Origin of the sequence: Marinomonas algae (assembly GCF_047525555.1) — a bacterium.
Taxonomy (GTDB): domain Bacteria; phylum Pseudomonadota; class Gammaproteobacteria; order Pseudomonadales; family Marinomonadaceae; genus Marinomonas.
Genome location: NZ_JBLIXK010000001.1, coordinates 843,843 through 863,769, shown reverse-complemented (window position 1 = coordinate 863,769; position 19,927 = coordinate 843,843). Strand labels below are relative to the sequence as shown.

Annotated in this window: 17 protein-coding genes; 8 read left to right on the top strand and 9 right to left on the bottom strand. The window is 42.5% G+C overall.

Annotation, left to right across the window (positions count from 1 at the left end):
* Positions 1–136 precede the first annotated feature (136 nt).
* The gene (locus ACMUMQ_RS04030) at positions 137–1,558 is read right to left on the bottom strand and encodes an aminotransferase-like domain-containing protein (RefSeq protein WP_414680725.1); all 1,422 of its coding nucleotides are present in this window, start codon (positions 1,556–1,558) and stop codon (positions 137–139) included.
* A 239-nt stretch (positions 1,559–1,797) separates the two neighbouring features.
* On the opposite strand from ACMUMQ_RS04030, the gene ACMUMQ_RS04025 reads away from it, so the two are divergent.
* From ACMUMQ_RS04025 to aroQ, 3 genes are all read left to right on the top strand, one after another.
* Entirely contained in the window at positions 1,798–3,774 is a 1,977-nt protein-coding gene (locus ACMUMQ_RS04025) for a methyl-accepting chemotaxis protein (protein ID WP_414680724.1), read from the top strand.
* Between the two features lie 60 nt (positions 3,775–3,834).
* Positions 3,835–4,314, top strand: coding sequence for a peroxiredoxin (locus tag ACMUMQ_RS04020; RefSeq protein WP_414680723.1), 480 nt, complete (start codon positions 3,835–3,837; stop codon positions 4,312–4,314).
* Positions 4,315–4,426: 112 nt separating this feature from the next.
* On the top strand, positions 4,427–4,879 hold the full coding sequence (aroQ, locus tag ACMUMQ_RS04015; protein WP_414680722.1) for a type II 3-dehydroquinate dehydratase: 453 nt from the start codon (positions 4,427–4,429) through the stop codon (positions 4,877–4,879).
* A gap of 72 nt (positions 4,880–4,951) precedes the next feature.
* Here aroQ and ACMUMQ_RS04010 read toward each other — a convergent pair whose 3' ends face one another.
* The 3 genes from ACMUMQ_RS04010 to ACMUMQ_RS04000 all read right to left on the bottom strand — a co-directional run bounded on the left by ACMUMQ_RS04010 (position 4,952) and on the right by ACMUMQ_RS04000 (position 10,075).
* Positions 4,952–7,093 carry a methyl-accepting chemotaxis protein gene (locus tag ACMUMQ_RS04010; protein ID WP_414680721.1) on the bottom strand — a complete coding sequence of 714 codons (2,142 nt, stop codon included), beginning with the start codon at positions 7,091–7,093 and terminating at the stop codon, positions 4,952–4,954.
* A 298-nt stretch (positions 7,094–7,391) separates the two neighbouring features.
* Positions 7,392–8,693 (bottom strand): Xaa-Pro dipeptidase, encoded by a 1,302-nt coding sequence (gene pepQ / locus ACMUMQ_RS04005; protein WP_414680720.1) that lies wholly within the window; start codon positions 8,691–8,693, stop codon positions 7,392–7,394.
* Between the two features lie 350 nt (positions 8,694–9,043).
* On the bottom strand, positions 9,044–10,075 hold the full coding sequence (locus tag ACMUMQ_RS04000) for an AraC family transcriptional regulator (RefSeq protein ID WP_414680719.1): 1,032 nt from the start codon (positions 10,073–10,075) through the stop codon (positions 9,044–9,046).
* Between the two features lie 171 nt (positions 10,076–10,246).
* Between ACMUMQ_RS04000 and ACMUMQ_RS03995 the strand changes: the two genes are divergently transcribed.
* The gene (locus ACMUMQ_RS03995) at positions 10,247–10,903 is read left to right on the top strand and encodes a cytochrome b/b6 domain-containing protein (RefSeq protein WP_414680718.1); all 657 of its coding nucleotides are present in this window, start codon (positions 10,247–10,249) and stop codon (positions 10,901–10,903) included.
* A 71-nt stretch (positions 10,904–10,974) separates the two neighbouring features.
* On the opposite strand, the gene ACMUMQ_RS03990 is transcribed toward ACMUMQ_RS03995, so the two are convergent.
* A complete protein-coding gene (locus tag ACMUMQ_RS03990; RefSeq protein ID WP_414680717.1) occupies positions 10,975–11,631 on the bottom strand; it encodes a nitroreductase family protein in 657 nt (218 codons plus the stop codon).
* 153 nt (positions 11,632–11,784) lie between these two features.
* Here ACMUMQ_RS03990 and ACMUMQ_RS03985 point away from each other — a divergent pair, with 153 nt between their 5' ends.
* Positions 11,785–12,723, top strand: a complete 939-nt coding sequence (locus ACMUMQ_RS03985; RefSeq protein ID WP_414680716.1) for a LysR family transcriptional regulator — start codon at positions 11,785–11,787, stop codon at positions 12,721–12,723.
* Positions 12,724–12,795: 72 nt separating this feature from the next.
* On the opposite strand, the gene ACMUMQ_RS03980 is transcribed toward ACMUMQ_RS03985, so the two are convergent.
* The 4 genes from ACMUMQ_RS03980 to msrA all read right to left on the bottom strand — a co-directional run bounded on the left by ACMUMQ_RS03980 (position 12,796) and on the right by msrA (position 15,760).
* On the bottom strand, positions 12,796–13,320 hold the full coding sequence (locus ACMUMQ_RS03980) for a peroxiredoxin (RefSeq protein WP_414680715.1): 525 nt from the start codon (positions 13,318–13,320) through the stop codon (positions 12,796–12,798).
* Between the two features lie 44 nt (positions 13,321–13,364).
* Positions 13,365–14,102 (bottom strand): oxygen-insensitive NADPH nitroreductase, encoded by a 738-nt coding sequence (gene nfsA, locus ACMUMQ_RS03975; RefSeq protein WP_414680714.1) that lies wholly within the window; start codon positions 14,100–14,102, stop codon positions 13,365–13,367.
* Between the two features lie 161 nt (positions 14,103–14,263).
* Entirely contained in the window at positions 14,264–14,833 is a 570-nt protein-coding gene (locus ACMUMQ_RS03970) for a porin family protein (protein WP_414680713.1), read from the bottom strand.
* Positions 14,834–15,133: 300 nt separating this feature from the next.
* Positions 15,134–15,760, bottom strand: a complete 627-nt coding sequence (gene msrA, locus ACMUMQ_RS03965) for a peptide-methionine (S)-S-oxide reductase MsrA (protein WP_414680712.1) — start codon at positions 15,758–15,760, stop codon at positions 15,134–15,136.
* A gap of 156 nt (positions 15,761–15,916) precedes the next feature.
* Between msrA and yghU the strand changes: the two genes are divergently transcribed.
* From yghU to ACMUMQ_RS03950, 3 genes are all read left to right on the top strand, one after another.
* On the top strand, positions 15,917–16,780 hold the full coding sequence (gene yghU / locus ACMUMQ_RS03960) for a glutathione-dependent disulfide-bond oxidoreductase (protein WP_414680711.1): 864 nt from the start codon (positions 15,917–15,919) through the stop codon (positions 16,778–16,780).
* 164 nt (positions 16,781–16,944) lie between these two features.
* Entirely contained in the window at positions 16,945–18,537 is a 1,593-nt protein-coding gene (locus ACMUMQ_RS03955) for an L-lactate permease (protein ID WP_414680710.1), read from the top strand.
* Between the two features lie 79 nt (positions 18,538–18,616).
* Positions 18,617–19,846, top strand: a complete 1,230-nt coding sequence (locus ACMUMQ_RS03950; RefSeq protein WP_414680709.1) for an NAD(P)/FAD-dependent oxidoreductase — start codon at positions 18,617–18,619, stop codon at positions 19,844–19,846.
* Positions 19,847–19,927 lie beyond the last annotated feature (81 nt).

Sequence of the window (19,927 nt, the reverse complement as noted above, 5' to 3'; positions counted from 1 at the left end):
GATAAAGCCAAGTGTTTAAAAAAGAATGCGAATTGTACGCTTTTTGTTCTGTCTGTACAGACGAATTTTAAGATGTCAGAACGTCTTTTCATAATCTCTACTTATATAAGATGAGTCGTGTTTTATGGGGTAAAACTTATTCATTCTGCTCTAATTGTTGGTGGCAAAGTTCCCCGAGCATTTTTAGTGCGCTATCTGTGGTGTTGTCCCAATTCTGAGCGTAGTTTAATCGGAAATGATGGTGGAATTGAGCTGTTAAACTAAAGGCTAGTCCAGGTAATAAGCCAATGCCACTTTTTAATGCTTGGGAATGTAACGTCATCGTATTGATCGTGTTAGGGAGCGTCACCCAAAGTAAGAAACCACCTTTTGGTGTTGAGGTTTTTGTACCTTTAGGGAAATGTTCAGCAATTAAATTCTGACAGCGAGTGAGGTTTTCTTGATATGCAGCTTGTGTTTTTCGTAAATGACGATCATAAGCGCCGTTTTCAAGAAAATTGGCGATGGCAGTTTGTGTGAGAGTTGGAATCGCCAAAGATTGAACATAGGCTTGATGTTCTATTTGGGCTTGGAACTTCCCGCCGACAATCCAGCCGATACGAAATCCTGGTGCGATGCTTTTGGAAAAAGAGCTGCAATAGATAACATTGCTGTTTTGGTCATCGGCTTTTAACGCACGCTCTCTTTTATCGAAATAACTGAGCTCTCCATAAACATCATCTTCAATAATGGTGAAGTTGTGTTGCTCAGCTTGTTTGATAATACGTTGTCTTGCTAAGTGATTAAGTGTGGCGCCGGTTGGGTTTTGGTTGTTTGGGGTGACGATACAAGCTTTAATCTCCCATTCTTTGGCGGCTTTTTCTAATAAATCTAAATCAATGCCCGATTCAGTAGAGCAAGGTATTTCAATGGCTTTAAGATTGAGTGCTTCAATTGCTTGCAACAAACCATGATAAACAGGGCTTTCTATGGCTACCGTATCACCCGATTTGGTAATGGCTTGCAAAGAGAGCATTAAAGCATTTTGGCAGCCTAATGTGATGGTGATGTCGTCCGGCTGAAGTTGGCAACTGCTGTCTAGCATCCGAATTGCAATTTGGCGACGCAAGTTGAGCGAGCCAGGTGTGAATTCATAAGCCGCACAAATCTCAGGTTCTAAACGCATTAATCGACCGACAGAGCGTTGTAATTGTCGTATCGGCAGAAATTGGCTATTGGGAACAGGGGCGCCAAATTGAATGATTTTCTCGTCTTGAGATGTTTGAAGCAAATGCTGCAGTCGAGTTTGCATAGAACCGTCATTGCTTGCGGGTTCTATTTCTGTGCTTTCTGGCGTTTGGCGCTGTGTTTCTAGAACAAAGTAGCCTTTTTGTGGGCGAGCTTTAATGATGCCTCGGTCTTCTAAAAGACTGTACGCTTGAAGTACCGTGGCCACACTTACTTCCATGCGCTTACTTGATTTTCTTACCGATGGAATCTTTGCTCCTGGTAAAAAAATACCTTCATGAACTTGGAGCTCAATTTGATTGGCAATTCTTTCGTAAAGAGGTGAATCCATAAAGTGTGAGTCAAAGATTAAAAACAAAGGGTCAATCTATCAGATTGATGAATCGAAAGAAATCGATCTTAGTATTAGGGGGATTTTGTTTACTAAAAAATATTTTTATCCTTGTCATCTAATGAAAATAGAATGATGTTATAGTTTCTTGATTAAATGGTCAGATTATTGCATTGGCATTTCTGCTCCGTACTTTTGAGTACAAAAAGTTTATACAATCGAAAATTTAGAGGTCGATTATGTCGTTGTCTGTTATTCAGAGAATTTTATTTGGTTTTGGCATTCTGCTGTTGCTTTTGCTAACAATTGCAGCGTCCGGTTTTATAGGGATTAATAAAATCGAAGACAGACTAGGAGTGGTCACCGGTAAAGTTGCAGACATTAATGCGACGGCTCACCATTTAAAAGAAGAGTTGAGTTTGGCCAATGGCGCTGTTTTACAATATTTATTGAGCAACTCCTCAGAATCATTAGAAGGCTTGTCGAACAATTTCGATGGTTATAAGCAAGGTTTTATTGATGTTTCTTCTTCATTAGTCGAAAAGCTTCAAGGCTTTCATGCAATGGAAGAAGCTTTAAAAGGTATAAATACAGAAGCAGAAGTTTTCTTTGGTTATACAGACACGGCGTTTTCAAATCATAAAGAAATGTTGTTTGTACAAACTGTGATTGCTGAACAGAAACAAGAATTGAAAGATACGATGATTTTCATGTCTGAAGATTTAGCCATATTAGAAGAAGATGGCGAAAATTTTGAAGTTCAGTTTTCAGCGTCTTATATGCAAAGTCGATTACAAAGCTTGCAAGCCTCTGTATCCGATTACTTTGATTTAACCAGCTTGAGTGATATGGAGGCGCTTCGTGATTCTATGGCTTCTACGATTCAAGGTATGCGAGACAAACAAGTTTATCTTAAAGACAGCAACATCGATGGTCTTTTAGATGAGGTTGAGCAAGGCGTCTTGTCTGATGACAGCGTGATTACTAAGTACTACAACAACACTCGTTTAGCCCAAGAGTCAGAAGTATTGGCTCAAGAGTTGTCTAGCAGCATGAATTTAATTAATGAAAATGTACAGACGCTTTTATCTGAAACAACACTCATGAGTGACAACGCAACGCAAGAAGCAAACGATGCTGCCAGCATTTCTCAGTCAATTATGGGCGCTGTTTTAGTGGGCTCGATTATTATCGCGGTTCTGGTTGCTTTGTGGGTTAGTCGCAGTATTCGCCTACCATTGAAAGAAGTGATGAGTGTGCTAGGGAAAATTGCCGATGGTGATTTCACTCAACGCAGTAAAGTTGCCACGAAAGACGAATTTGGCGAGTTGTCTACTTGGGTAAATGGCTTGGTGACCAAATTACAAAGCGTGATGACAGACATTGATCAGGCGTCGAATAAAGTCTCGGAATCCGCGGGTAACAACGTACATTTGGCGAATGATGCCAAGCGTCTAATGAGTTCTCAAAATGATCGTACGACGGAAGTGGCATCGTCCATAACTGAAATGGCTGCGACGGTGAACCAAGTTGCGAAAAGCTCAGAGATTATTCTGCATCAAATACAAGGTGTGGACCAAAGAGCCGCACAAAACCGTGAACAAATGGATTCAAATATCGAGACAATCGAGAAGTTACTTCTGAAAATTGAAGAGTCTACACTTGTTGTTAACCAACTTGATGAACATTCGAAAAACATCGGTCGTATCTTGGATGTGATTCAAGAAATTGCTGAGCAGACGAATTTACTGGCGTTGAATGCGGCAATAGAAGCTGCACGAGCAGGAGATCAAGGTCGAGGATTCTCTGTGGTGGCGGATGAAGTGCGTACTTTGGCAAACCGAACTCACAGTTCAACGGAAGAAATTCAAAGTGTGATTGTTCAGTTGCAACAGGGTGTGACTAAGACGGTAGGCAGCATGGATGAAAGCCGTAAGAGCGCGAACGACAGCGCCGAAGAAGCACGCTTAGTTGGAACCTCATTAGCTCAGTTACAAAATGAAATGGCGGAAATTCGTGACCTGAGTATTCAAATTGCTACAGCGGCGGAACAGCAATCAACCGTTGCTCAAGAGATTAGACAAAATGTGATCGAAATATCCGAAATGTCAGAAGAGGCTGCGCTTGGTTCAGATAAGAGTGAAAAAAGCAGTGAAGGCTTGTCAGAACTTGCTTCACATCAGAAACACTTGCTCAGCCAATTTAAAATTGTTTGATGGTTTTTTTAGGGCGTTACGTTAATATAAGCGCAATTTAATTATCCGGAGATACAGTGAATGTCGATTCTGATTGGTGATATGTTGCCACATGGTTCTTTTCAGGTAATGGGAGAAGAAGGCCCAGAAACAATCGATGTAACCGAGTTTTTCACAGGTAAAACCGTATTAATGTTTGCTGTTCCAGGTGCGTTTACTCCGACATGCAGCACGAGTCACTTGCCTGGTTTTGTTGTGCATTTTGACGATCTAAAAGAAAAAGGCATAGATGACATTATTTGTCTTTCCGTGAACGATGTTTTTGTCATGGATGCGTGGGGTAAAGCGAATAACGCCGAGAACCTTATTATGGCATCGGATGGTTTGGCTGAACTTACCTGCTCATTAGGGTTAGAGTTGGACATTTCCGCCGCTAAAATGGGGATTCGTAGTCGCCGTTACGCCATGCTTGTTTCGAATGGCATTGTTCAGCAGCTTTGGCTGGACGAGCCAGGTGAATACAAGGTGAGCTCTGCCGAATACGTATTGTCTCAATTATAACATTGAGGTGTATATTGAGTTTCAGAAAGCGCTCTTAGAGAGCGCTTTTTTATGTCTTGTGTTTGATGCTAGGATTAACTGTATTAGCAACGTTTTCTGGGAATAAATAATTATGCCTAAAATTATGGTCTTAAATGGCCCGAATTTGAATTTACTTGGTACTCGTGAACCAGAAACTTATGGTCATGAAACCTTGTCTGATGTAGAGAATTTGTGCCGAGAGACTGCGGCTTCGCTAGGCTACGAGATTGATTTTCATCAGTCTAACTATGAAGGTGAGCTAATTGATTTAATTCATCAAGCTGGCCTTTTAGTGAAAAGTGGAGAATTGCTTGGGGTTGTGTTTAACCCAGCTGCTTATACACACACTTCCGTGGCGTTACATGATGCGATTAAAGGCGCGGCGGTTCCGGTTATTGAAGTGCATATTTCAAATGTTCATACGCGAGAAGCTTTCCGACATCATTCTTATATTTCTTCTGTGGCAGCAGGAATTATTGTCGGAATGGGAGTGCAAGGGTATGCATTGGCCATTCAAGGTTTAGTGCAGAAACTGAAAGGCTAAGCTTAGTTTTATAATGAAAAAAGCCGAAGAATGGATTCACCTTCTTCGGCTTTTTTGATCTTGTGGGGAATGCTACTTGCTGGTTACTTGAAACTGACCAATCAGAGAGTTCAGCTTCAATGCAGATAAACCCACTCGGGATGAACGGTTTTGCAAGGCGTTAATAGAGCGCTTCATTTGCTCTGTTGCTGCGCCCATTTCTTGTACCGTATCCGCGTTGGCTTTATTGGTATGATTCAGTGACGAAATGGCTTTAAAAATGGCATCGACTAATTCATACAAGGCTTTGTCGCCAGTATTGGTTTGTTCATTCGCTTGAAGGTTTTTATCGACATTCTCAGCGCCTTTTTCCATGAAGGCGACCGCTTTACGAGTTTCTTCCTGAATGCTTTCTAGCATTGCCTGAATTTCCTCTGCGGCGAGAGCGGTTTTGGACGCCAAACTGCGCACTTCATCAGCAACGACTGAAAACCCACGGCCATGTTCGCCAGCACGTGCGGCTTCAATAGCTGCGTTTAACGCGAGCAAGTTTGTTTGGTTAGTAATGTCCGAGATGGTTGAAATAATGCCAGCCACTTCGTTGGTTTTTTGATCTAACGATTTGACTGAATCGGCTGTGGTGCGAACGACATCGCGTATTTCTTGGGTGCCACTTTTTGCAGAAGCAAGGCGAGATTGTGTTTCGGCCACCACTTGATCCATAGTTTGCTTTAGTGACTCTGCGGTTTGAGAGGCATTTTGCACATCTGATATTTGCTGTTTGAAAGCCTGTAATATGCTATCTACGGACGTTTCTAAATACTGAGACGCTTGCTTTGCTTCTTCGTTGGTGCGAACCATAAAGTCGTTGGAACGCTTCACGTTTGAGCTGGCAGAAATGACTTGCCCCATTGTGTTGTCTAGATTGTCGATGAAGCTGTTCATCCAGCGACCCATGTCGCCTGTTTCATCGTGTGTCAGTTTATCGTCCAGACGTTGTTGTAAGTTTCCTTCCCCTTCCGCAATAGTTTGGATAACTTCTGTCATCTTGTTCATATTATCGCTGATTTTTTTGGTACCAAACTTGTTAAACAGGATGCCTGTGACCGCTAGGCTAGCAAACGCAGAAAGGCTAGTAACCGCAACGGAAAGGTTGCTGTAAGATTGCAGCGCAGCGCTCACAATCAACGGTGTGCTAGACGCTAATAAATAGCTTTTCATGAGTTTAATGTTAATGGATCGGCGACGATACACTTCTTCTAAATCACCTTCACACATCATGCCCCAAGTGTCTGTGCTGCCTTTTAATTGGAATGTTGTGCCTTTGCCGATAACGGGAATGTGGCGATAGTCTGAATAGCCAGGGTAAGTAACAAAAAGGTTTTGACCCTTTTTGATGGTTTCACGAACTCCAGGGTGAAGTTCTTTTGTCGCTGGGTCTGTGAAGCGGATTTCAAATTCCGTGTGGTTATTAACTTTTACCACTCCCCAATCGGTGGTTACTCCGCCTTTTAAGTTTTCTCCGTGGCTGAAAGCATCATCTTCAAAGCGAGACCGAGATAATGCTGTGCCAGGTAAAATGCTTTTGTCGAATTCTGACTTCACCATGAATAAATAATTGTCGCCAGACTCTTTATAGATATGACCTGCTTCACGTTGGATTAAGTCACCTAAAACATCGTTAGGAACGCGAGCACAAACAGCGCCCACATTGACGCCATTTTGCTTAATAGGTAGATAAAACATCAAAGTAACAGCGTCGTGGAATTTAGAGCTAGAAGGTCCGATGTCTAAGGTGTTTGGGTCAATGTAGGGGCCGTGTAGAAATTCGGCTTTTAAACCTTCTGTGACGGCTTTTTGATTTGCTTCTACTGTGTTTAAGCGAGCATTGGTTGTTGATTGGATTACCTTTCCTTGCGCATCAATAACAAAATATTCAGATACATCAGGTACGATATCTAATCTTTCTTGAAGCGTCTTTGTCGAGATATTAGGGAAGGAATCACTGACCAGATCCAATAGTACTTCTAACTGTGACCACTGGCTGTTTACCCATGTTTTTAGGAGTTTTACGCGAGTGCTAGAAATGCTCTCAAATGTCTTTTCGACATTTTGATACATCTCTTTATTTAGGTGACATGACCAAAAAAGAGAAAAACGACCATTACTTCCAAACCAAGGTAGCCAACTAAGTTCTTGTGCTGATAGCGACATCTGACTGCTTTTCAAATTCATATTTCTACTGCTCCGTTGCTCAAATGCTACCTCGTTGCAGCATTCATTTAGGAGTAGTGCGAAAAGCAATATGTCTGCCAGACTATTAGTCTGTGAATGATTTTGGTGCGATCTTCTGAGGAACTATAAAAAAGCATTATGTTTATTCTGCAATAAAACTCAAAAATAGTGTTTTATTAAGCAAATAAATGTCGCTTTTTGTTAAGAAACGTTGGTTTCATGTGTGTTTTTCGTGAAATCGCACTTATATTGGTCGTTTCGCCTCTCTTAGAAGACCCTTTGTTTTGTTTTGGTGCGATTAGAGATTTGTCGTTTCCTGTTTAGAAAACGCTTCTCTTGTAAGGTTTTCTGAGGCTGTTTCTTTTGCAACCACGTTGTCTTCAATTCGAATGCCTCCATATTGCATGAACTGCTGTATTTTTGATAAGTCGCAACCATGGTTGCGTATCTCGGCTTGCATTTTTTCTAGTAGCATGGGAATAAAATATAAGCCCGGTTCAATAGTCACCACCATATTTTCTTCTAGTGTACGAGTGCATCGTAAGAAGGGCGCGTGTTCAGCGGGAAGACTTAGGTTTCCAGCTTTGTCTGCTTGGTGTCCGCCCACATCATGAACCTGTAAACCAAGTAGGTGACCTAAACCATGAGGGAAAAAGACTTGAGGGATTCGTTTCTCAAGTTGCTCTTCAATACTGAGAGAGCAGATTTTGTGTTCATGTAATAAGGTTGAAATGCCGATTAAGGTGTCTTGATGTAAGGCTCTATATTCAACGCCAGGCAGCACCTTTGCACAAAGAGATTGTTCCATCTTGTCTAGACTGTCGACCAAGGCGCTAAACTCATCGTTATGGCGAACAAAGGTACGAGTAATATCACTGGCGTAGCCGTGTTCACTGGCACCAGCATCAATTAGTAGCGTGCGAGAATTAGTCTGTCTTTCTATGGCTTTATACTCATAGTGTAAAACCGCGGCATGCTCATCCAAACCCACTATTCCAGCATATGGCTCTTGAAGAGCGTGTTGCTGACTTGCCTGTAGAAAAGCCAGGTGAATCTCTAACTCACTCATACCATCTAGAAAAGCGTGTTTGGCCGCAATATGGCCTTTCGCCGCTCGATAATTTGCTTTTTTTATCGCATTTATTTCAAAGGGAGTTTTTACGGCTTTGCTGAAATCTACGTAGGCTTTTAGGCCGTCACAAGGAGTTGAAAAACTCATAGGTTGAGGTCCAAGCCAAGCAGTTTTTTCTGGAAGCTCTGCAAACCATTTATCAGCCTTTTTTGCTTCTACTATGTTCCAGTGCTGTTGCCAATCACCCGCAGGAACGGGATTTGGTGCGTGCCAGAAATCATCTCTCACAGGCCAAACCAAAGTCGGTTTTTGTCCTGCTTTTATAATTAAGTAAGTTTCAGCGCCGAGTGTAAAAGGTAACCATTGTTGGGCGCCAGAGTAGGCATGGAATGGGTGTGTGTGATCATCTTGAAAGTAGTAGCTTTTCTCTCCAGACGCCAAAACAATGGCATCTAGATTGAAATGAGAGAGAGCATCTTCATAACGATTTGTGAGTTCAGTCAAGTGTGCTTGATAAAGTGTCGTCATAATCAGAAATTGCCTGTCATTCGTTAAGAGTGTGTTCGTCTCTTTGAGTGTTCCGCTTTGGAAAGGTGAAATAGCTAACGCACTTATGAAGGGTCTTTAACAATCCACTTTTGCACGATAAACATAGACCCGCGATAAACTAGAAATGAGCATAATAGTGCTGCAAAGACGAGTACCACGTTATTTTGGTTGCCTAGAAACATCTTAAATAAGAAGAAGAAAGAGAGAGTTAATATAATTCTAACTAGGCTACCAACGGCTTGCATGATTCTTGGAGAACGTATCACTTTTATTATTTCCCTTATTCAATTTGAACCTGAGACTTTCCCATAAAAAGCATTGGAAGCCAATTATTTAATCGGCAAAGAGACGAGCGTTACATAGTCTTTTGCGTTGTCAGTTTGGGTTGTTCCGACTTCAAATATCTCCACACCATAAGAGCGCTTATTATGCTTTAGCTTATTGAGTCTTCGATAGTTGTGAAGTACGTGCCAAGCTAAAGATAGGTTCTGATATGAGCCAATATAACGTAGTTGTAGATACTTCCCGCGCAAGACAATTCGCTCTGGGCATAACACACAGGGAACCACATTTTGTACAGGGACGCCGAGACGGCCAGAGAAATAATGGTGAACAATATCGGCTTTTTTGTACAAAGCAAAACAGGGTCCTGCTGGTGGGTTTTCTGGTCCTAATTCTGTAATCAAATCATGAAAGCCTTGGTGCATTTTTTGTGACATAGGTTGGTCGCTCACGACAAAAGGGCGAGTGACAGCGTCTAGGTTTTGCAGCTTGTTCTGACCAAGCCATTCGAAAGACGGAAGAGAGTGTTCTCTTGCAGATGTTGGGTTGTATTTTGCCAAATAGGCTAAGAGTTCCAGTAGCGCCAGTTCGGCATCTTTGCTTGCTCTTACTTTGTAATCTTTTCCCATCCAACGTTTAAAGAAAGGCAGATCTCCCGTTATTTGAATGGTGATTAAGGTGTGTTCCTTTTGTTTGCTTAGATCAATATTAAAATGTACGTCATTCGGAAAAAACGCCGGTGCTTCTAATATAGAATGAAAATAGTGAGTGCCAGAGCGAGCAGGTTGCAGTGATAGGTGACTTTCTTTTGTTAAGTGCCCACGCCATACTAAGCAGGAAGGTAAAACGGTTCGGACTCCAGAGCTATGATATTCATAGAAAACATCCAGATCTTTGTCGTACAGAAGCCAAGGCAGCCAGTTTTTCCAGTTGGTTAAATCGCTTAGGTCTTCAGATATGACTTCAATAGGTACATCAAGAATGGCACTTTGTCGGCAAAAAAAGCGCCCTTTAAAGAAAGATGAATAAAAACATAATAAGAGAATGGTAAGTGTGAACAGGAATAATATAACGAGCATAGCTATTTTTTCCTTCATCAATAATGTACTTAAAACATTCTCTTACTGCTGTTTTTAATAAATGATTAAAGACAATAGAGTAGAAATGTCTTCTCACAGCATAGTGTTTAATATCAGGTTTTGGCAATAGACTGTTTAAACAGAATGACGTTATATCGAGGTAAAACTAAGATGAAATCGACATTAGTATGGGATTGGCCAATTCGTATGATGCATTGGCTGATGGTTTTGCTGTTTACCGGATTGATTATAACGGGCAAGTCTGACGCAGATTATATGCAATATCATTTTTATATGGGTTACGGCTTATCTGCCGTCATTATTGCGCGGGTTCTTTATGGTTTTTTTGGTTCCCATTACGCGTTATTTGGTCAGTTTGTAAAAGGCCCAAAAGAAATCTTGTCCTATGCCAAGGATTTTCTATTCTCTCGACCTAAAAAGTACATTGGACACAATCCTTTAGGTGGCTTGATGGTCGTTGCCTTGCTTTTAGCATTAACGGTTCAGTGGGCAACAGGCTTGTTTAACAGTGATGATATCTTCTGGTTTGGGCCTTTTAGTTCGCTCGTATCGGAAGATATGATTCAGCGTTTTTCCTTTATTCACCACTTGTTACCAGATTGGTTGCTGGGAATGGTCGCCATTCATATCTTGGCGGTTTTTTATCATGAACTTTGTTTAAAAGAGAGACTTATCGATGCCATGATTTTAGGAAGGAAAAAACATGGTATGAAGGCAAAAGCAGTTAAAACGCCACGTTGGGGCGTTATTTTTTCATTAACCATGGGGCTTGCTTGGCTTGTCGCGCTTTGGATGATGCCAATATAAAAACAGTGCGCTCTTGTGGTGATGACAAGAACGCACGGTTTTATTGTACTGATATTTTACAGCACGGATATTTACAGAACTGAGATGACGGTATCTTTTGAAAGACGAGACTTCGCTAAAGGCAGATTGTAGTCTTGTGCTTCATCTGCGTATCCCATGGCAAGCGCCACATCACACTGATAACCTTCTAATTCTTCAGAGAATAATTCGCCGATCAATTCTGCATCGACACCTTCCATTGGCGTTGAGCCAATGCCTAAGCGCGCTAGAGCATTCATTGTATTGCCCAGTGCGATATAAGTTTGAGCCTTGGTCCAAGCCGCGTTATTACCAGTCTCGTCTGTGTTCATATCGACAAAAGCAAAAGCACCAAAAGACGCTTCTCGGTTTTCTTCTGGCGTGCGGCCAATCTGAATATCGGTGTCGATCACTTTAGCGTAATCGTCGCGGCTATAATGGGTTTTATGAGCGAACAGTATGATGTGTGACGCTGCTTTTGCGTGTTTCTGGTTGAACTGAAACTTGTTGGCAAAGGTATCGTGGAAACGTTGTTTTGCTTCGTCACTTTCTATAACGACAAACTTCCAAGGCTGAGAGTTAATCGAAGAAGGAGATAAGCGCAACGCGTCATAAATGACGTCTAGATCTTCATTCGAAATGCGTTTAGAAGCATCGTAATGTTTAACGGTATAGCGTTTTTCTAATTCAGTAATCATTGGGTGTGTCATATTGATTCCATCTAAAAAAGGTCAAAGTGAGCTCTTACATAAGAGAATGACGCCATCTTAACGACTCTTTATCTAACAAAAAACACAGCTTTTATTGAATTATTCTCAAAAAATAATTGATAATGAAGGTGTTATTTCTATGAGGTTTAAAGCATGCAGCTCGAAGATCTTCAAGTCGTGTTAAAAGTGGCAGAGTTTCGTAGTATTACGGCGGCCGCAAGGCATCTTGATATGCAAATGGCGACAGCCAGTGCGGCAGTAAAGCGTGTTGAGTCTGCATTGGGCGTTGAGTTGTTTGTCAGAACAACGCGCCACCTGCGCCTTTCTAGTGCTGGCGAGCGGTATTTGCCACAATGTGAAGCCGCTTTGTCTATGTTGGATCAAGCCAAGCAAACCATGCGAAATGATTTGGATATTATCAGTGGTGAAATTCGTATTGCGGTGTCATCCGATTTAGGCCGAAATCTGGCGATTCCTTGGGTTAACGAATTCATGGAACAGCATCCAGACGTCACGTTAAGAGCACACATCAGCGACAGTAATATTGATTTTTATCGTGATGCATTAGACATGGCGTTGCGTTATGGGCCGCCTTCCGACTCGAATTTATATGGCTTCAAAATTTGTAATGTGCCAAGAATAATTGGCGCTAGTCCAGAATACATCCAGCAATATGGCGCGCCTTCACACCCAAAAGAATTGGCCAATCACAAAGGCTTATTTTATCAACTCCAAGGTATATTGAACGACACTTGGTTGCTCTCAGAAGGTGAGCAATCGTACAAGGTAAAACCCAAAGCAAGCTATGCGGCGAATGATGGCGATTTAGTTCGGCGTTGGTGTGTGGCAGGAAAGGGCGTCGCAATAAAGTCTTGTTTAGATGTTGCACATGATCTGCTCGATGGACGCATAGTACCACTGCTGTCTGAATATGATATTCCTCAAGGAGAGCTTTGGCTTGTGTGCCCCAGCCGCCAATCTATCACACCAATTGTTCGACTTTTACGAGACTTGTTTAGAGAGAAAACGAGAGCCTTGCTCATGGCCTTAGTGGAAAAAGGCCTGTTAGACAAACGTGTCTTGGATGATTAAGTACATATAAAGAAGCAAGCCGGATCAGTGGCTTGCTTTTTCAATGAGTGCTTTATAGCTCAGGATTTGCTCTTAACGAGACTTTAGGTAATCCAGCATTGTGTCGGCATCGGACACTTCGAATGGGTCGCTTGGAGCGTTATCTTGGTAGCCTGCTTCAGAGAACAATTTGGTGATTGCACCGTTCTCAACAAACATGGAGTAGCGCCAGCTGCGCATGCCAAAACCTAGGTTGTCTTTTTTCACTAACATACCCATTTGGCGAGTGAAATCGCCGTTGCCGTCAGGTAGCAAGAATACGTTTTCAGCGTTTTGGCTTTTGCCCCACTGGAACATAACAAAGGCGTCGTTTACAGAGACGCAAATGATCTCATCAACACCTTGCGCTTTAAACTCTTCATAAAGTGCTTCGAAGCGTGGTAGGTGAGAAGTAGAACAAGTTGGTGTGAATGCGCCTGGCAAAGAAAATACAACGACTTTCTTGTTTGCAAATAAATCAGCCGTTGTTACGTCTTTCCATTCAAACGGATTAGGGCCGCCAAGAGCTTCGTTGCGAACACGGGTTTTAAAAGTGACATTAGGTACGTGAGTGATCATGTAGTTTTCTCATTTAGGAGGTTAATAAAAAGGGATATAAATTTTCATCGATTTAAGAAACCGCGATTTTGAAGGAAGTTTAGCATATGTTCGCGTTTCTTTTTCTGTACTGCGTTCGCGGTTTGTTCTGACCAGTTGCTGCTTTTTTGATTATCGCCACGGCTCTGATAATAAGCCTGCATTTGCGCATCATAAGCTTTCACGTCTTCAACACAGCGAGACGCGTCATAACGGTCCTTGTGTAAAATAACATCCACAGGCAAACGTGGTTTCAAATCTGGCTTCGCGTCAGGGTAACCAAGACATAAGCCAAATATTGGATACACTTGATCTGGTAAATTCAAAAGCTCAGCGACTTGCGCAGGGTCGTTACGAATGCCGCCAATAAATACCGCGCCAAGGCCAACCGATTCTGCGCCCAGCATCAAGTTTTGCGCCATGAAGGTGGCGTCTGTTGTTGCCGCAATAAAGTGTTCTGTGTTGCCTTCCAGTTTTCCCAAACCTTGTTCTAAGCTGCATTGCTCAACGCGTGTTAAATCGGCACAAATCACCAGAAACTCTGCCGCAGATTCAACCCATTTCTGCCCGCCAGCCAATGCTGCGATCTTTGCTCTGTTCTCAGGGGTGGTCACTTGTACCAAAGAGTAAGCTTGAATAAAACTAGAAGACGCAGCGCCTTGAGCGGATTTAATGAGTTCGATAAGTAACGAAGCCTCTATCGCTTTGTCTTGGTATTGGCGAATGGATTTGTGGTTTTGTTGAGCCTGAAGAATAGGATTCATCGTGGGTTTCCCTGAAGAAATGAAACCAAATCTTAGAGCCTACACAGACTTTGGTCAAAGGGAAATCTTGATACATTTGTGCAAATGAAGCGAAGAAAAGCGCCGTTCAATTAGGCGCTTTTCTTTCGTTGTAGAAGGTTTCTATAAAGTGGTGTTTTCATTTAGAAACGATATTCTGCACCGACACTGGCTTGGTTAAAATCTGTCTCAAATTCAGAATCAGAAGACACATTGTCTGCGTTTAAGTCTACGTCGTACCAAGTGTATTGGGCATTGACGAGCAAGTTTTTCGTGACTTTAAAGTTTACGCCAGCGCCCGCAAAGAGACTGGTGTCGTCTGAATTACCGGAAAATCCGGCCACGTTATAATCTGTTTCCTGCCACAGCTGACCCGCTTTTGCGAAGACTTCTAGAGTTTGACTGAGTGGAATCGTACCTTTTACGGCTGCGGTGTAACCTGTGGTTTCTGCGTTTGCTAAGTCGTTGCCGTAACGGCCGAAGTTAATATAACTGCCTTCTAATGCAAGGAATGAGTTTAAGCGATAACCCAATATGCCTTGTGATACGTTGTTGCTATCATCAAATTCGTCGTCACTTTCTACTTTGAGATAACCATAATTACCGCCGACATAAAAACCACTGTTATTCTCTGTTGAACTGTCTGCTTGTACTGCTGCGCTGTAAGACGCTAAAGCAATGCTACCTGCGATGACGGGAATGAAAAACTTCATGTTATTACTCCTTTTAGTTACTGTTTTGAGAATGCCTTAAAACGAGTTTCTACTGTGGAGCAGCGCTTTCGGAGTGGCTAGGTTTTCGGGCTTTTTTACAAGTTAGCTTCACTTTCTATGCGCTTAACCTAGATAAGACGCACTTTATTGATACTCGAATGAGAGTTGCTTTTAAAGAATTGAAGTAAAGAAAGACCAAAGAATAGAGCGTTAGAAGAAGTGCTTAAAAAAGAAAAGGTATCCGAAAAAAGGAGGAAAACGGATACCTTTAATAAAGGGACAAACCTGAAAAACGATAAACTAGTGGTAATCTTTGCTAGCGACTTCTCCCCATAGGTTTTCGATTGTGCTGTCTCGTCGGCAACTTAATCGATAAAAGCCGTAACGGGTTGGGTTTTTCTTGTAGTAGCTTTGGTGGTATTCCTCAGCAACATAGAACTCAGTGGCAGGAAGGATCTTTGTCACTATGTCTGCTTCGAAGGGTTTTGTTTCTTCGACATTGGCTAATGAAGCTTCAAAGACAGCTTTCTGTTCTTCATTTTGGTAAAACATGGCTGTCTTGTATGGGGAGCCTTTGTCGCAGAATTGTCCATTTGGATCAGTTGGATCAATGGTTTTCCAGAAATAATTCGCTAAGGCTTCTAAGGAAACAACCTCATCATCAAAGGTGATTTCAACCGCTTCATAATGACCTGTACCTTTCCCTGCAACTTGTTGATAAGTTGGGTTTTTCGTATGGCCACCAATGTAGCCTGAAACGGCATCGCTCACGCCTTCTACGGCTTCGAAGTCGGATTCAACACACCAAAAACAGCCGCCAGCGACTATCATTGTTTGAGGGGCGGCGTGTGCGAGGTTAGCGAACGCACTGGCTCCTAAGAAGGCAGTTAGCGCTAAGGCTGGTTTGAGGCGAAAATGCATTGTCATCTGTTGTCCTTCTAATCTGGGAAATGGGTTTATGACCAATTGATTCATATTTGATCTGTTGTGAATAACGTAAACAGTCCCATAAAATGAATCTATACACTTTAGACGTACGCTGTCTTGGGTTTCTTACAAAGAATATAAGTAATGGAGAATCGAATGAGCAAAGACTCTAATCTAGATCAAAACTATGTACCGCCAAAAGTATGGAAGTGGGAATCCGAAAACGGTGGCAAGTTTGCCAGCACGAATCGTCCTATTGCTGGAGCAACTCATGAAAAAGTATTGCCTGTCGGTAAGCATTCATTACAGCTTCATTCTTTGGCGACACCAAATGGTCAAAAGGTGACGATTCTTCTAGAAGAGTTATTGGCGCTGGGTAAAACAGAAGCCGAGTACGATGCGTATTTGATCAATATTGGCGAAGGCGATCAGTTCTCGTCTGGTTTTGTGGAGATTAATCCGAACTCAAAAATTCCAGCACTAATGGACAACAGCACAACACCGCCAACTCGCGTGTTTGAGTCGGGTTCTATCTTGCAATATTTGGCTGAAAAGTTTGATGCTTTTATCCCAAAAGACTTCAAAGCAAAAACAGAATGCCGCAACTGGTTGTTTTGGCAAATGGGTTCTGCACCTTATTTAGGTGGCGGCTTTGGTCATTTTTACCATTACGCGCCTTTCAAAATGCAATACCCGATTGACCGATTCGCGATGGAAGTCAAACGTGAATTAGACGTTCTGGATAAGCATTTGGCGGAGAATACTTACTTTGCTGGTGAAGAATACTCCATTGCAGACATCGCCATTTGGCCTTGGTACGGCAACCTTGTATTGGGTAACTTGTACGAAGCGGCTGAGTTTTTAGACGTAGCAAGTTACACCAATGTTGTTCGTTGGGCGAAAGCGATAGAAGCCCGTCCTGCTGTTAAGCGCGGCCGTATCGTTAACCGTTCTTGGGGCGATGTTTTCTTAAAAGAACGTCACGATGCCTCTGATTTTGATGGATTAGAATTGCCATAAGTTCTTAATCCAGTCAGTAATGTTAAGGGAGAGCTTGGAGACAAGTTCTCCCCTTTTATTGCTCTCGGTCATAAGAAATTGTTATTTCTGACTAAGGTCGCCATATTTGTGTTTATTCGGTTTATAATTTTAATAAATCATACAAATACAATAAGGACAGATTAATGGCATTTGCAGGCACCTTTATTTCCGCTTTCCCCATTCTTCTATTAATTTGGTTAATGACCAAAAAGCAGGCGGTACCTTCTCATATTGCTTTGCCCGTGACGGCTTTATTAGTTGGTTTGATTCAGCTGTTTTATTTTCAAGCCGATGGCCGTTTATTAATGGCTAATACGCTGTCTGGTATTTTATCTGTATTAACGCCTATTTCTATTGTGGCTGGGGCGATTCTTCTGAACCGAGTATTGGCATTTTCTGGGGCGGAAAGCGTGATTGCTCGTTGGTTGGAATCCATTAGCACCAATGCTGTGGCTCAGCTGATGATTATTGGTTGGGCGTTTGCTTTCATGTTAGAAGGCGCTTCTGGCTTCGGTACGCCTGCTGCGATTGCTGCGCCCATGCTGGTTGGGCTTGGGTTTAAACCTTTGCAAGTGGCGATGTTGGCTCTGGTGATGAACTCTGTTCCTGTGACATTCGGCGCGGTTGGTACACCTATTTGGTTCGGTCTTGAAGCGTTGAACCTGAGTTCAGAACAATTACTTGATGTTTCTTCTCAGACAGCTTTAATTAACTTAGCAGCAGCGTTTGTTGTACCTATTATTGCGCTTAAATTTGTCGTGAGCTGGGCATTAATCAAAAGCAATATTCTTTATATTCTGTTGAGTATTTTGTCTTGTACCTTGCCATATTATTTCTTGGCGACATTCAATTATGAGTTTCCTGCTTTGATTGGTGGGGCGATCGGTCTAATGCTGAGCATTATGCTAGCTAAGCGTGATGTCGGCCTTAAAGCGGCTGAACAAGACGCTGCCAAAGGTGAAAAAGTCCCTCTTAATAAGCTGGTGATTGCCTTGTTTCCATTAGGTTTGTTAATCGTGATTTTGATCGTTACGCGCATTGGTCAGCTTGGCATTAAAGGGTTATTAACAGACGGCAACACTTGGTTCGGATTCGATGTTGGTAGTGCGTATTTTAGCGTGAGCCAATCTCTTATTTTGTCCCTAGAAGGCATTCTGAATACATCTGTTAATTGGTCTTATAAAACCTTGTATGTTCCGGCTTTGATTCCCTTTTTGTTAGTGGTCTTGATCTCAATCCCACTATTAAAAATGACGAGAGAGAAAGTCAAAGAAGCTTTTGTGGACACAGGCCGACGAATCAAAATGCCGTTAGTGTCTTTGGCTGGCGCTTTAATCATGGTCAACTTCATGATGTTAGGTGGCGATCACTCTCCGATATTTCTTATTGCCAATGCGTTTGCCAATGTGACTGGTGATAGTTGGTCTTACTTCGCGGCTTTTCTTGGTGCGCTTGGAAGCTTCTTTTCTGGTTCTGCGACCGTTTCTAATCTAACCTTTGGTGGGATTCAATTCAGCATTGCTGAGCAAGTTGGCTTGCCTGTGACAACCGTGCTTGCCTTGCAATCCGCTGGTGCCGCTATGGGGAACATGGTTTGTATCAACAATATTATTGCGGTTTCTACCATCTTGGGAATTGTGAATAAAGAAGGTTATATTATCAAAAAAACCATTGTGCCAATGATGGCTTATGGCGTAATTGCGGCTTTGGTTGGTTTTGTTCTTTTATTAATGTAGAAAAGGTTTTAACGTTATGAAGCCACTTTTTTAAGTGGCTTTTTTGTTTTTACATGGAAAGCATGGCAGGAGAAAGAGTGTGGCTGAATTTCTGATTCTTGGAGCAGGTATGGTTGGCGTATCCAGTGCGTTGGCTTTGCAGGCGCGCGGGCATGACGTGGTGCTGGTGGATCAACAGCAAGCCGGATGTGAAACAAGCTACGGTAATGCGGGTGTGATTCAAGCAGAAGCGGTTGAACCTTACGCAATACCGAGAGACTTTAAAACATTAAGCCAATTTGCATTGGGATTAAACAATGATGTGCATTGGCGTTTGTCTGGTTTAACCTCAATGTTGCCAGTGTTATGGTCTTATTTTAATCATTCCCAAAAGCGTAAACATCAGCTTATTTCTCAAACCTATTCCCAGCTTATTGCTCGCGCGACAATTGATCATCAAGCCTTGATCGAAGCCTCAAACAGTACAAACCTGATGACTAAAAAGGGCTTTTCGGTATTGTATCGAGATGAAAAAGGCTTTGAATCAGGAGTCAAAGAAGCTAGCCATTTACATCAAGAATACGGTGTTTCATCCAATGTATTTAGCGGACAGGAATATAGTGAACAAGAGCCTGCTTTGTTACAGACACCGACTGGTGTTGTGCATTTCACTGATAGCTGGTCGTGTTCTTCTCCTGGGGATTTGACCAAAGCGTATTGCCGTCTATTTGTTGAGCGAGGAGGGCGATTTAGCCAAGGCAAAGCGAGTAGCCTTAAAGAACTTAACAATGGCTGGTCGATAGAAACTGAAAACGGCGTGATGCAAGCGGAACAAGTGGTTATTGCTCTAGGTCCTTGGTCTCCCGAGTTTTTAAAAGCCCTTGGCTATGACATCCCTATGATTTACAAACGTGGCTACCATGCGCACTTTGTTTCGTCTGAGCCATTGAATCGACCGTTTTTAGATGCCAGCAATGGCTTTGTTGCGTCTTCGATGAAAGACGGAATTAGACTCACCACAGGCGCGTCTTTGGTGAAACACAATGCGCCTATTGAAACGAGCCAGCTAGATCATGCATCACGAGCATTGGCAGAACTATTCCCCATTGAAGAACGAGTAAAAGAACCGCAATGGTTTGGTACACGACCTTGTATGCCGGACATGCTCCCAGTTGTTGGGCTGGCGCCAAAACACAAAAATATGTGGTTTCACTTTGGACACGGACACCAAGGTTTCACACTCGGCCCAACCACCTCAGAACTGCTTGCAGAATTAGTCGAAGGGCGCTCTAACCCGTTACTGGAAGCGTTAACACCGACGCGGTTTTAGTTGCGGTTTGGGGTTATAAAAAACACATCAACACCTCGCTTCGGCGTGCAAGCACGAGAAGCTTCGCTCGGTGTTGATATG